This is a genomic window from Rhodococcus huquni, from assembly GCF_055231055.1.
The window spans coordinates 19,343-32,285 of the sequence record NZ_JBUYWE010000018.1 but is presented as its reverse complement, the minus strand read 5'-3'; the positions used below and the strand labels follow the sequence as shown (position 1 = coordinate 32,285).

Sequence of the window (12,943 nt, the reverse complement as noted above, 5' to 3'; positions counted from 1 at the left end):
ATTCCACAGTTGACGATGCAAGGATCTAGCCTTGCAGTCATGGCAGCTGCAAGCAAAGTCTTTGCGGCCAGGCTTGCCGGCCTGGTGGTACTGGGACCGGACGGCGAATCGATCGGACGTGTCCGCGACGTCGTGATCACGGTCCGAATCGGACGCCAGCAACCTCGCGTACTCGGTCTCGTGATCGAAATGTTCAGCCGCAAGCGGATCTTCGTTCCGATGCTCAGGGTCACCGCCATCGAACCTGCGTCGGTGACCCTGACAACCGGAAACGTCAGTCTCCGCCGCTTCGATCAACGGCCCGGTGAAGTGCTGGCGCTCGCACAGGTCCTCGATTCCAGGGTGCGAGTCGACGACCCGGAACTCGAGGATCTTCGCGGAGTGGAGTGCCTCGTGGTCGACCTCGGGATCGAGGTGACCCGGACGCGTGACTGGGTGGTGTCGCGGGTCGCGGTACGCGGCCACCGCGGGCGTCTGGGCCGCCGCGCCGCCATCCACGTAGTCGAATGGCACCACGTTCAGGGATTGACGCACAGCGATCTCTCACTGCCCGGCCAGGGCGTTTCTGCCCTTCTCATGCAGTACGAGGGGATGCGCGCGGCCGACGTGGCCAACGCGATGCGCGAGCTTCCCGACAAACGCAGACACGAACTGGCCGACGCACTCGACGACGAGCGCCTGGCCGACGTCGTCCAGGAACTGCCCGCGGACGATCAGACCGACGTCCTCATGCACCTCGAGGTGGAGCGCGCCGCCGACGTTCTCGAGGCGATGGACCCCGACGACGCGGCCGACCTGCTCGGTGAGCTACCCGAGACCGAGGCGGAGTCACTGCTCCAACTGATGGATCCGCAGGATTCCGAGCCGGTGCGACGCCTGCTCGAACACTCCCCGGACACCGCGGGTGGTCTGATGACGCCGTCACCAGTGGTGGTCACCGCCTCGACGACGGTCGCCGAGGCACTGGCTCGCGCCCGCGTCTCCGATGTGACTCCGGCCCTGGCGAGCATGGTCTTCGTCGTGCGGCCGCCTACCGCCACACCCACCGGCCGCTACCTCGGTTGCGTTCACCTGCAGAAACTCTTGCGCGAGCCACCGGCAAGCCTCCTCGGTGGGATGCTCGACGTCGACATGCCCCGATTGGCTCCGGACGACTCGTTGACCACGGTGACGCGCTACTTCGCCACCTACAACCTGGTGTGCGGACCTGTCGTGGACGACGAGAACCACCTGATGGGCGCCGTCACCGTCGACGACGTCCTCGATCATCTCCTCCCCGAGGACTGGCGCGAAGAGGAGAACGACGAATGAGCGACTCGAATTCCCGCCAACGACTCGACACGCCCCGCGAAGGGCGACGCTTCCGCTTCCTGACCTACGACGTCGAGGCGGTCGGTGCGGCGAGCGAGAACTTCGCCCGTTTCCTCGGAACCGGCCGTTACCTGATGATCCAGACCGTCATCGTGATCGTGTGGGTCGCACTCAACATCTTCGCCGTCCGGCTGCAATGGGACCCGTACCCCTTCATCCTGCTCAACCTCGCCTTCTCGACCCAGGCCGCGTACGCCGCACCGTTGATCCTGCTCGCACAGAATCGGCAGGAGAACCGCGACCGCGTATCCCTCGAGGAAGACCGGTCGCGGGCGGAACAGACCAAGGCGGACACCGAATTCCTGGCGCGTGAACTCGCTGCCCTGCGCATCGCGATCGGCGAGGTCGCCACCCGCGACTACCTGCGCCGCGAGTTGGACGAGATCAGAACGATGCTCGCAGACCACGAAGACGTTCAGACGCGCCGCAAATAGCCCTGCTCGACCGTTTCCCGGGCATTAACTGACAGGCCGATCACGCCTATGTAACGTGTGTCACACAGTCCGGGATACATGCGGTGTGGGTTACCGAGAGACACCGCAGGGGGTGATCGAGTGCGAGTGCGTGGCCTGGTGACCACGGCGGCTCTCATCGTCGGCGGTATCGCCACGGTGGGATCGTCGACAGTCGCCGCAACGGCAGACGGGTCTTCCACCGTCATACCTCCCTCCGTGGTGAACGTCGCCGGTGAAGCCGCGCCTCAGTTCGGACATCTCCCGCCTGCCGGGTTCGTGAACTCGGAACCCCGGACGGCACGCTCACAGCGCGCCGCTCCCGCAGCTCCTGGCCCACTTCCCCGCGCAGGGGCGCCCCTCGCCCCGGCCGGGTCGATGGCACCGGCCGACATCTCGGGCCTCATCGCCGCACCGGTGATTCTCAGCTCGCTCGGCATTCCCGAGATCGTCCTCAACGCCTACCGCGGCGCCGAACTCCAGATGATGATCGAGCAGCCGAAGTGCGGGCTGCCGTGGCACCTTCTCGCAGGTATCGGTCGCATCGAATCCGGGCATGCGGGTGGCGGCAAGACGGATTCGCTCGGAACCACGGTGACCCCCATCCGCGGCCCCGTCCTCGACGGCTCACTCTCCGGTAACGAAGTCATAACGGACACCGACCGCGGAGTCACGGACGGCGACCCGAAGCACGACCGCGCCATGGGCCCGATGCAGTTCATTCCGTCGACATGGGCGAACTACGCGTCGGACGGAAACGCCGACGGAATCGCCGATCCCAACAACGTGTTCGATGCAGCACTCGCCTCCGCCAGATACCTGTGTGCCGGCGATCTCGATCTCCGGGAGCCGGCACAGGAGATGCGCGCGGTATTGCGCTACAACAATTCGGGCAAGTACGCGGCGGATGTCATCACCTGGTCGAACGCATACAAGAACGGCGGCATGCCGACGCCGGATCAGACACCGGGCGACACGCCGACACCACAGCTCGTCGACTCCGTGACCGGCGAAAACACCCCGCCGGCAAGCCCGAACGCACCGGTACCGGCACCCCCGAACGCACCGATTCCGGGCCTGCCGATACCCAGCCCGCCGCCCCCCGGGTCGCCCCCTCCCGCGACACCCGACTCGCCCACCCCCGCGGTTCCCGGCCTGCCACATCTCCCGCCTCTGCCATGTGTGCTGTTCTGCACTCCGCCGCCGGTCAACGAGACCGCCGAAACACCTCGACACGAAGGGACTCCGCCGGCACCTGTAGCCTGAATCGAGTGCCTCGGCAGGCGCAGTCGCCGCCCTGGATGCACTCACTCCCCACGACACGGTCCGATCACGGTTGAATAACAGAACAGCATCGGATCGTGTAGCCTCGGTCACGTCAACGAACGGGACCACCCCCTTGCACGGGGCGCAGGAGGCAATCGAGTGGGTCGGCACAACAAGAAGGCGGAGTCGCATGTGCGCCGCAATTCGGTACTCGCACTGAGCGGACTCGTCCCGATCGGACTCATCACCGCAGCGAACACCGCCGGCGCAGCCCCCAAGGTGCCATTCCTCGTAGCCAGCGCGCACGACGCCACCGCGACAGGTGGAGCAGATCGTGAACCGGAGATCCGCGAGGCAGTCGACCGCGTGGCCGAAGAACCGGCACTGGCGCTCGCCGACATCGCGCCCCCACCGCCGCCGCCGGCTCCTGAACCCGCTCCGGTTCAGTCGACACCACTGCTGCCCACGAGCATCGCTGCCGGCGTCCTCGGCATCCCGGAGATCAACCTCGCCGCCTACCAGAACGCGGAGCGAATCCTCGCGACCGAACAGCCTGGTTGTGGCATGTACTGGACTCTGATCGCCGGCATCGGGCGCGTCGAATCCACCCACGCGAACGACGGCAAGACCGACGCCGTCGGGAACATGATCGAACCGGTCCTCGGCCCGGTGCTGGACGGCTCGCTCGGCGGAAACGCCGTCATCATGGACACCGATGGCGGCGCGCTCGACGGTGACGCCACGTTCGATCGTGCAGTAGGCCCAACGCAGTTCCTGCCCGAGACCTGGAACATGTACGCGGGTGACGGCAACGGCGACGGAGTCTCCGACCCCCAGAACCTTTTCGACTCCGCCCTGACCACCGGCAAGTACCTCTGCGACGGCGGCCTCGACGTGCGCGACCCGATTCAGGCAGCAAAGGCCGTTCACCGCTACAACAATTCGGCGGCCTACGTAGCCAACGTTCTTGCCTGGTCCGCGGGCTACTCGAGTGGAATCGCGCCGGCGTCGGCGGACCTGCCGAAGATCCACTGAACGTCCATCCCTACGATTGAGTCATGGCCGTTCTGACCGAGTCCGATGTTCGCAGTGCCCTGGCGCGCGTACAGGACCCCGAGATCCGCAAACCCATCACCGATCTGGGGATGGTCAAGAGCGTCGACATCGCGGACGACAACAGCGTCGACATCGGCATCTATCTGACGACCGCCGGTTGCCCGATGAAGACCGAGATCAGTGATCGGGTCACGAAGGCTGTCGCCGACGTCGCCGGAGTAGGCGCGATCCGCGTCGAACTCGACGTGATGAGCGACGAACAGCGCACCGAACTTCGTAAGTCGCTGCGCGGCGACTCCGCCGAACCGGTCATCCCGTTCGCACAGCCGGGATCGCTGACTCGCGTGTACGCCGTCGCCTCGGGCAAGGGCGGCGTCGGAAAGTCCAGCGTCACCGTGAACCTCGCTGCCGCTCTTGCGGCACGCGGACTCTCCGTCGGAGTCCTCGACGCCGACATCTACGGCCACTCGGTTCCGCGCATGCTCGGCACCGACGCGAAGCCCACTCAGGTCGAGCGCATGATCATGCCGCCGGTCGCCCACGACGTGAAGATGATCTCGATCGCACAGTTCACACAGGGAAACACCCCCGTCGTGTGGCGTGGACCGATGCTCCACCGGGCGCTGCAGCAGTTCCTCGCGGATGTGTTCTGGGGCGATCTGGACGTACTGCTCCTCGACCTGCCGCCGGGCACCGGCGATGTCGCGATCTCGGTCGCGCAGTTGATCCCCGGCGCCGAGATCCTCGTCGTCACCACACCTCAGCAGGCGGCCGCCGAGGTAGCAGAGCGCGCCGGCGCCATCGCTCTCCAGACCCGTCAGCGCATCGTCGGCGTCGTCGAGAACATGTCCTGGATGGACCTTCCGGACGGCACTCGCATGGACGTCTTCGGGTCGGGCGGCGGCCAGGAGGTCTCGGATCGACTCACCAAGGCGGTGGGTGCGAAGGTTCCTCTGCTCGGCCAGATTCCACTGGAACAGGCGGTCCGTGAGGGCGGCGACTCAGGTATGCCGATCGTCCTCTCGACTCCGGATTCACCCGCTGCCACTGCGCTGCTCGACGTCGCAGACAAGCTCGCAGTTCGTAAGCGCGGCCTGGCCGGTATGTCACTCGGGATCGACACCACTCGGCACCTCTGATCCCACCTTCACAGGGTTCGGATCGGGCTGAGCGGTTCGGATCGGGCTGAGCGGTTCGGATCGGGCTCTGCGATTCGGGTCAGGTCGCGTCGACGTCGATCGGCGGCCGCTCACCCGAGTTCAGTGGCTTGCTGCCCGTCGAACCGCTCTGCGCCGCAGCATCGGACGCCGCGGAAACCGTTCCGGGTTTTCCCGGGGCGGACGGCTTCGTATCGAAGTTTCCGGTGAAGATCGAATCGTCACCTTCGAGTAGATGCTTGGTGATGACGGCCCGCGGAGTCATTCCCCGCAATTGGTTCAAGTCCGACAGCGGCTTACGCAGATCGTCGAACTCTGGACCCAGTTCGTCCTTGAGTTGCTGACTCGCGCCGGTCGCGTACTCGCGAACCTGACGGAGCGACTTGGTCACCCAACTGATGGCCCCAGGAAGCCGCTCGGGTCCAAGAATGACCAGAGCTGCGACGAGGAGGACCATTAACTCGCCCCAACCGATGTTGCCGAACACGTGGTCAGCCTACTGGGTGTGCATCGAAGGTGCCCACCGCAAGGGCAGGTTCACAGCAAAGTCCCAGAGATCGCGTGCGGTGGTCAGTCCGAGACCGGGGTGACGGTGACATCGACGACGCGGCCCTCGCGAACCAGCTGAACATCGACGGGCTGGTCGATCTTCTGCGCGTTGACGGCAACCACCAACTCGTCGGCGCCCGTGACTTCACGATCCCCCACCTTCACGATGACGTCACGTTCGACGATGCCGGCCTGCGCCGCAGGCCCGCCCTCTGTCAGGTTGGCGACCTCGGCCCCGCTGGTGACGTCGTTGACGACCGTGCGGGCGTTCACGCCGATGTCCGGGTGGTGCATCTCGCCGTCCCGGATGAGGGTCTGAGCGACCGTCGTGACGGCGTCGATGGGAATCGCGAACCCGAGACCGACCGAGCCGCCCGACTCACTGAGCATCGCAGTGTTGATTCCGATGACCCGGCCCTCGCCGTCGACCAGCGCGCCGCCGGAGTTGCCGTGATTGATCGCAGCGTCCGTCTGGACGGCGTCGATGACCGCGTTGGTGTCGCTGCCCTCGCCGGACAGGCGCATCGGCCGATGCAAGGCACTCACGATTCCGCGGGTGACGGTCTTGCTCAGACCGAGTGGCGAACCGACCGCGACGACGTCCTGGCCCACCTGTACGTCCCCGGACTTGCCGAGTTCGGCGACAGTCAGATTGTCGACGGACACCTTCAGCACCGCGAGGTCCATCTTGATGTCCCGACCGACGATCTGTGCCTCGGCCTTCGTGCCGTCGGAGAACAGGACCTGAATCTTTCCACCGTCGGGCGCCGTGGCGGCGGCGGAGATCACGTGATTGTTGGTGACGATGTAGCCGGCGCCGTCGATGACGACTCCGGATCCGGTGCTGCCCTGATCGCCCACGGCGACCTGAATCGACACCACTGCGGGCAGGACCGAGTCGGCAACCTTCGCGACCTGCGACTCCGCCATCTCGTCGTCGCCGCCGCCCTGTGCGAGAGTCACACTCTGACTGGTGAGTGAGCTGCGGTCGGCCGTCACGAACACAGCGAGCAATCCACCTACCAGACCGATCGCGAGAGCCACGCCGGCGAGCCCGAGCAGAGCTTTCGGCGCGACCCTGTCCCCGAACAGCACCTCGCGGGCGCTCAGTTTGGGCGCAGACGAACGTGCGGGGGCCGAACCGTGCACACCGGGACGTCCGAGCACGACGCCGGCTTCAGGATCGCGCCACGGGTCGGCTGGAGTGTCGTCGTCCGACTCGGGGGGCTCCGGAGGTTCGGGATTGCGCTCGATGGTCTCGACCGCCCCGGGCGGCCGACCGAAGGCCTCTGCCAACACCGGATCGGGAGCGCCGACCTTCACCCGCGGATCGTCCTTCTTGGACTTCCCGGCCTGTGAAAACGAGCCTTCGACGCCGCCCGGACGCCCGAACGCACTCTGTGACGCCGAGTCGATCTCCGGGCGATACACCGGCCGCGGATCGAGACGAGGCGCGTCCGGAGGTCGCAGGGATCCGTCGCCGTTCCCGTTCTTGCCGTTCACAGGGTCGCCGCTCTTCGAATCGCCCGTCACTGTCGCGCGTCCCCCTCGTGCGCGCCGATGACGCGTCCAGTCGTTCTGTGTGAGTCGGTCACTCGTTCCGGCGGTGCCACGAATTCCAGTCTCGTCACGGTTGCCACGCGCCCAGTATCACTGATCGACGAGTGGCGCGCGCCACCGCCATCCGCCATCTCGCCGGGGGTCGGGCGCGGGTCACCGACGCCAACGGCGAGACCAGCGGCGACCGGTGACGTCGAGCTGGCCGGACACGGCAGGATCCATCCGAGCGCCCCGCACGGAATGCGAGGAGCCATCGAGCGAATCCGCGGGCGGGCAGGTCGGTATGCGGCTCAGAACACCGAGCAGCGACAGCGGCATGGTCACCTCGCCGCTACCACGCAGGGCCCGACGCGCCTGCTGCTGCGATTCCACTTCGTGGGCGCATTCCAGGCACATCGAAAGATGATGGGCGGCCCTCAGGTAGGCGGACATTCGCAATTCGCCATCGACGTATGCGGCTATCGCCTCGCTCGCCAGATGCTCCGTCGAGCCGAACTGGCGATGCCCCGGCACCTGCGACATTCGTCCCTCCTGATAACTACCCGACACCGATCTGATCGGACTCGACCTTCCCGTTCACAGCAAGATGCTCGCGCAGTGCTTGCCGTCCGCGGTGGATTCGGCTGCGTACCGTCCCGAGCTTCACACCCAGTGTGGCACCGATTTCCTCGTATGACAGACCTTCGATGTCACAGAGCACCACCGCGGCGCGAAATTCCGGTGCGAGTGAATCGAGTGCGGCCTGCAGATCCGCATCGAGGCGGGCATCGTGGTAGATCTCTTCCGGGTTGGGGCCCGCAGCCGGAACTCGGTCGTAGTCGTCCGGCAACGCTTCCATACGGATGCGGTTGCGGCGGCGCACCATGTCGAGGAACAGGTTCGTGGTGATGCGGTGCAGCCACCCCTCGAACGTGCCGGGCTGGTAGTCGGACAGCGAACGGAACACCCGCATGAAGGTGTCCTGGGTGAGGTCCTCGGCATCCTGGGCGTCGCCCGAAAGCCGGTAGGCCAATCGATAGACGCGGTCGCCGTGCTCGCGCACCAGCTCGTCCCAGGACGGCATCGCAGATTTTTCGCCTGTGGCATCGAACACAGCCGTCCCTGTCAGCTCTGCGTCGAGTTCCGAGGCGACGACGTCGGAGATCACCGCGTCGGCCGGTTCCGCCGCATTTGCCGCCCTGTCGTTGCGGCGTACTGCTCGGGTACTGCGTTCGTTGTCGGTCATGTGGATGGGTGGATCCTCCTGTTCAGGACCGCAGATCACGGATTACGTGGTAGCTGGGACAACTTCCCGCTACACCGATTTGTTCCCGGGTCTCGAAAACTGCTCGGTCACGATGTGATCTCCCCGCCTTTGCGGCCTCGGATCTGGCGATGTGCCCTACTCTCGCGTACCGCCGTGTGTAGGGGGTGTGAGCAACCTGAGGTCTTGCTGAGAATTTCGCGCGAGCGCGCCTTGCAGCGGCGATGCCGAGACGCAGATAGCCTCATGGGCGTGCAGACTAACGCCGAACGGATACTCGCCCATACCGAAGGGGCCGTCCGCGAAGACGAGACGCTCGAGGCGGCAAGAGAAAAAGCCGAAGACCTCGGCGCCACACCCGTGTCACCGGCCGTCGGCGGCGCGCTGGCCATGTTCGCCCGCATGCTCGACGCGAAGACCGTTGTGGAGGTCGGCACCGGCGCCGGTGTCAGCAGCCTCTGGCTGCTGCGCGGTATGCGTGACGACGGTGTTCTCACCACCATCGATTACGAGCCCGAGCACCAGCGGGCCGCGAAGCAGTCGTTTCGAGCAAGTCAGATCGCACCCGCCCGAACCCGGCTGATCAACGGCAGCGCACTCGATGTTCTGCCCCGACTCGCCGACGAGGCGTACGACCTGGTGTTCGTGGACAGCGGACCGGCCGACCACCCGCATTTCGTGCGGGAAGGTGTGCGATTGCTGCGACCCGGCGGAACCATCGTGCTGCACAACGCACTGGCACACGGTCGCGTCGTGGACGTGGCACAACGAGATCCCGAAACGACTGCCGTCCGCGAGGCGGCGAAGGCGCTCGCCGAGAACGAACAGCTGATCAGAGTACTGTTCCCGCTCGGCGACGGACTTCTCTGTGCCTCGAAGCTCTAGATCCACACGCCTTTGCCGATGGCAACGACGCCACCGGTACTGATCGCGAATCGTTCCCGGTCGCGCTCGAGATCGACCCCGATGATCTCGCCCTCCCCCACGACGACGTTCTTGTCGAGGATCGCGCGCCGCACCACTGCGCCCTTCCCGATCCGCACACCGGGCATCAGCACACTGCCCTCGACGGTCGCGCCGTCGTCGATCATCACGTTGGAACTCAGGACCGAGTTGCGCACCGTGGCCGCGGACAGAATGCTGCCCGCTCCCACGACCGATTCCTGGGCGAGCCCGCCCTTGACGAACTTGGCCGGGGCCAGATTCTCGGCGGCCCCGCGAATCGGCCATCTCCGGTTGTAGAGGTTGAATATCGGGTGCACGGACACGAGGTCCATGTGCGCGTCGTAGAAGGCATCCAGCGTTCCGACGTCGCGCCAGTAGCCACGATCCCGGTCCGTGGCCCCGGGAACGACGTTGTCGTTGAAGTCGTACACGGACGCCACGCCCGCGTTGACCAGGGCCGGAATGATGTCACCCCCCATGTCGTGATCGGAATCGGAATTCTCCGAGTCCGCACGAAGGGCATCGACCAGCACTTTGGTCGTGAAGACGTAGTTGCCCATCGACGCGAACGTCATGTTCGGGTCGTCCGGAGTGCCGGGCGGGTGCGCCGGCTTCTCGAGGAACTGGGTGATCCGGCCGGACTCGTCGCTGTCGATGCATCCGAATGCGAACGCCTCGCTGCGCGGCACCCGGATGCCCGCCACGGTGACCCCCGCGCCGGACTCGATGTGGTGACGCACCATCTGCTCGGGGTCCATCCGGTAGACGTGATCGGCGCCGAACACGACGATGTACTCGGGATCCTCGTCGTACACGAGATTGAGAGACTGCAGGATCGCGTCTGCACTGCCGGTGTACCAACGAGGACCGAGACGTTGCTGGGCAGGCACAGGGGTGATGTATTCCCCGGTGAAGCCGGACAGTCGCCACGTCTGCGAGATGTGCCGATCGAGCGAGTGCGACTTGTACTGCGTGAGCACGCACAGCCGGAGATACCCGGCGTTGACCAGGTTGCTCAACACGAAGTCGATAAGTCGGTATGCACCCCCGAAGGGAACGGCCGGCTTCGCTCTGTCCGCGGTCAGCGGATAGAGACGTTTGCCCTCGCCCCCGGCGAGCACGATCCCAAGCACGTGCGGCTGGCTCCTCACACCTGTCAACCTATCCGCCGCCCCCTCCCCTCGCCAGCCGTGGCGCGCCGGACGACTTCTGGTGGCCGCCCCCACCTCGGAGAGTTACCTTTAGCGCGTGCGTGTGGCGATGATGACCAAGGAGTACCCACCGGAGATCTACGGTGGCGCGGGAGTTCATGTCACCGAACTGGTCGCGAAGCTCAGGGACCTCTGCGATGTCGACGTGCACTGCATGGGAACCCCTCGTCCGGGGGCGCACGTCCACCAGCCCGATCCCGCACTGGCAGATGCCAATGCGGTGTTCGCGACGCTGTCCGCCGAACTTCGGATGGCGAATGCGGCGAGCGCGGCCGACGTCGTTCACACCCATACGTGGTACACCGGCCTCGCAGGCCACCTGGCAGCCGCGATGTACGACGTGCCGCACGTTCTCACAGCGCACTCGCTGGAACCGCGTAGGCCGTGGAAGGCAGAGCAACTCGGTGGCGGCTATCGCATCTCGTCGTGGTCCGAACGCAACGCCGTCGAACACGCCGACGCCGTCATCGCGGTCAGTGCGGGCATGCGCTCGGACGTTCTCGAGACCTACCCGAGCATCGACCCCGCCCGTGTACACGTGGTGCGCAACGGCATCGACACCGAGGTCTGGCACCCCGGACCTGCTGGAGCTGGGTCCGCGCTGTCGGCGATCGGGGTCGACACCTCGAAGCCGATCGTGTCGTTCGTCGGTCGCATCACCAGACAGAAGGGGCTGTCCCATCTGATCTCGGCCGCACACCATTTCGCTCCGGAGATCCAGTTGGTGTTGTGCGCGGGAGCACCGGACACCCCAGAACTCGCGGCGGAGACAGAACGCGCGGTGGCGGGTCTCTCGGCTGCCAGAGGCAACGTGTTCTGGATTCGCGAGATGCTCCCGACCGAACGGGTGCGCGAGATTCTGTCGGCGTCGACCGTGTTCGTCTGTCCGTCTGTCTACGAACCGCTCGGAATCGTGAATCTCGAAGCCATGGCTTGCGAAACCGCGGTCGTCGCCTCCGACGTCGGCGGAATCCCCGAAGTTGTCCACGACGGGGTCACCGGACGTCTGGTCCACTACAACTCGTACGAGCCGGAAGCATTCGAGCGAGGTCTCGCCGAAGCAATCGATGCAGTGGCCTCCGATGTCGGGATCGCCGACGCCATGGGTCGTGCCGGCCGCGAACGAGCGGTAGCGGAATTCTCCTGGGCACAGGTCGCGGGGCAGACCGCGGCGGTGTACGCGGACGTGCTGGCGCGGCGTTGAGAATCACTCACCGACGGTCGTAGGTCGAGACCGTCACCGACGCGGTGACGGTCGAGCGCGGCGGCAGCTCCGCGACTTTCTCCGACAGCGCCTCGGGTCCGAGATGGCGCGCCGTGGGGCCCATTCCGACGAGTCGCAGGATGTCCTCGTGGCGCAGTTCCATCGTGAACTCGACGTTCGAACGCTGCGGGCGGGCGAAGAATTGGGACGTGGCGGCATCGAGCCGCTCCACCTTGCTGTCGTCGACGTGCACCATCCCGAGGGCGTCGATCAACTCGGTGAGATGACGGTCCGTCGGGGTCAGGACGGTGAGACGCCCACCCGGCGCCAGCACTCGGTGCGACTCTGCCGCGTTGCGCGGGGCGAACACGCAGAGAACGTCGGTCACGGCACCGTCTCCGACCGGCAGCCGGGCCCACGCGTCCGCGACGACGGCACCGACTCGTGGATGAGATTTCGCGATCCGCCTGGCCGCGTACTTCGACACGTCGAGGCCCACCCCTCGCGAGTCGACGCACCGATCGAGCACACCTGCCAGATAGTGGCCGGTGCCTGCGCCCACCTCGAGCACCCGCGCCCCGGAATCCGTTCGTTCGACCACCTCGGACACCGCGTCGACCAGCGGTACGTAATGGCCGCCGTCCAGAAACAGCGCACGCGCGTCGAGCATGGTGGGACTGTCACCGTCGAACTTCGACGCCGCACCCGTCGCGAGGCTCACGTAGCCCTGGCGCGCCACATCGAATCGGTGGCCGAGCGTGCACACGACGACGTCGGATCCACCGTCCGACTCCATATCGACCGCCGACGTACATTGCGGACACGCCAAGAGGTCGGTCACATCGGACAGCATTCGCCGCACCTCCCGTCCACGTTCACCGAGACATGTGGCAGGCCCCGCGTCGACGTGTGCGAGCGGGGCCTGTCAT

At 65.9% G+C, this 12,943-nt stretch carries 13 protein-coding genes; 7 read left to right on the top strand and 6 right to left on the bottom strand.

Features of this window, described 5'->3' with window-relative positions:
• Positions 1-39: 39 nt before the first annotated feature.
• From ACZI8R_RS20685 to ACZI8R_RS20665, 5 genes are all read left to right on the top strand, one after another.
• Positions 40-1,311: a magnesium transporter MgtE N-terminal domain-containing protein gene (locus ACZI8R_RS20685; RefSeq protein ID WP_463381518.1), complete on the top strand. Its 1,272-nt coding sequence runs from the start codon at positions 40-42 to the stop codon at positions 1,309-1,311.
• Positions 1,308-1,805 carry a DUF1003 domain-containing protein gene (locus tag ACZI8R_RS20680; RefSeq protein ID WP_463381517.1) on the top strand — a complete coding sequence of 166 codons (498 nt, stop codon included), beginning with the start codon at positions 1,308-1,310 and terminating at the stop codon, positions 1,803-1,805. The genes ACZI8R_RS20685 and ACZI8R_RS20680 overlap by 4 nt, the downstream gene beginning before the upstream one ends.
• Before the next feature lie 120 nt (positions 1,806-1,925).
• The gene (locus ACZI8R_RS20675; protein WP_463381516.1) at positions 1,926-3,089 is read left to right on the top strand and encodes a lytic transglycosylase domain-containing protein; all 1,164 of its coding nucleotides are present in this window, start codon (positions 1,926-1,928) and stop codon (positions 3,087-3,089) included.
• Positions 3,090-3,248: 159 nt separating this feature from the next.
• A complete protein-coding gene (locus ACZI8R_RS20670) occupies positions 3,249-4,124 on the top strand; it encodes a lytic murein transglycosylase (protein ID WP_463381515.1) in 876 nt (291 codons plus the stop codon).
• A 23-nt stretch (positions 4,125-4,147) separates the two neighbouring features.
• A complete protein-coding gene (locus ACZI8R_RS20665; RefSeq protein ID WP_463381514.1) occupies positions 4,148-5,284 on the top strand; it encodes an Mrp/NBP35 family ATP-binding protein in 1,137 nt (378 codons plus the stop codon).
• Between the two features lie 79 nt (positions 5,285-5,363).
• Here ACZI8R_RS20665 and tatB read toward each other — a convergent pair whose 3' ends face one another.
• From tatB to sigE, 4 genes are all read right to left on the bottom strand, one after another.
• Entirely contained in the window at positions 5,364-5,789 is a 426-nt protein-coding gene (tatB, locus tag ACZI8R_RS20660; protein WP_463381513.1) for a Sec-independent protein translocase protein TatB, read from the bottom strand.
• An 83-nt stretch (positions 5,790-5,872) separates the two neighbouring features.
• Positions 5,873-7,384 carry a S1C family serine protease gene (locus tag ACZI8R_RS20655; RefSeq protein WP_463381512.1) on the bottom strand — a complete coding sequence of 504 codons (1,512 nt, stop codon included), beginning with the start codon at positions 7,382-7,384 and terminating at the stop codon, positions 5,873-5,875.
• A 180-nt stretch (positions 7,385-7,564) separates the two neighbouring features.
• Complete coding sequence (locus ACZI8R_RS20650; RefSeq protein ID WP_463381511.1) at positions 7,565-7,933, bottom strand: RNA polymerase subunit sigma-70; 369 nt, start codon at positions 7,931-7,933, stop codon at positions 7,565-7,567.
• Positions 7,934-7,949: 16 nt separating this feature from the next.
• Entirely contained in the window at positions 7,950-8,636 is a 687-nt protein-coding gene (sigE, locus tag ACZI8R_RS20645; RefSeq protein WP_463381510.1) for an RNA polymerase sigma factor SigE, read from the bottom strand.
• Positions 8,637-8,900: 264 nt separating this feature from the next.
• On the opposite strand from sigE, the gene ACZI8R_RS20640 reads away from it, so the two are divergent.
• Entirely contained in the window at positions 8,901-9,539 is a 639-nt protein-coding gene (locus ACZI8R_RS20640) for an O-methyltransferase (protein ID WP_463381509.1), read from the top strand.
• Here ACZI8R_RS20640 and glgC read toward each other — a convergent pair.
• Positions 9,536-10,750 carry a glucose-1-phosphate adenylyltransferase gene (gene glgC, locus ACZI8R_RS20635; RefSeq protein WP_463381508.1) on the bottom strand — a complete coding sequence of 405 codons (1,215 nt, stop codon included), beginning with the start codon at positions 10,748-10,750 and terminating at the stop codon, positions 9,536-9,538. The genes ACZI8R_RS20640 and glgC overlap by 4 nt on opposite strands.
• A gap of 97 nt (positions 10,751-10,847) precedes the next feature.
• On the opposite strand from glgC, the gene glgA reads away from it, so the two are divergent.
• A complete protein-coding gene (gene glgA, locus ACZI8R_RS20630) occupies positions 10,848-12,014 on the top strand; it encodes a glycogen synthase (protein ID WP_463381507.1) in 1,167 nt (388 codons plus the stop codon).
• 7 nt (positions 12,015-12,021) lie between these two features.
• On the opposite strand, the gene ACZI8R_RS20625 is transcribed toward glgA, so the two are convergent.
• Positions 12,022-12,867, bottom strand: coding sequence for a methyltransferase domain-containing protein (locus ACZI8R_RS20625; protein WP_463381506.1), 846 nt, complete (start codon positions 12,865-12,867; stop codon positions 12,022-12,024).
• Between the last annotated feature and the right edge of the window lie 76 nt (positions 12,868-12,943).

Excerpts from the sequence above, each read along its gene's own strand:
- ACZI8R_RS20685 (WP_463381518.1), top strand. The coding sequence starts at position 40 with ATGGCAGCTGCAAGCAAAGTCTTTGCGGCCAGGCTTGCCGGCCTGGTG.
- ACZI8R_RS20680 (WP_463381517.1), top strand. The coding sequence starts at position 1,308 with ATGAGCGACTCGAATTCCCGCCAACGACTCGACACGCCCCGCGAAGGG.
- ACZI8R_RS20665 (WP_463381514.1), top strand. The coding sequence starts at position 4,148 with ATGGCCGTTCTGACCGAGTCCGATGTTCGCAGTGCCCTGGCGCGCGTA.
- ACZI8R_RS20650 (WP_463381511.1), bottom strand. The coding sequence starts at position 7,933 with ATGTCGCAGGTGCCGGGGCATCGCCAGTTCGGCTCGACGGAGCATCTG.
- sigE (WP_463381510.1), bottom strand. The coding sequence starts at position 8,636 with ATGACCGACAACGAACGCAGTACCCGAGCAGTACGCCGCAACGACAGG.
- ACZI8R_RS20640 (WP_463381509.1), top strand. The coding sequence starts at position 8,901 with ATGGGCGTGCAGACTAACGCCGAACGGATACTCGCCCATACCGAAGGG.
- ACZI8R_RS20625 (WP_463381506.1), bottom strand. The coding sequence starts at position 12,867 with ATGCTGTCCGATGTGACCGACCTCTTGGCGTGTCCGCAATGTACGTCG.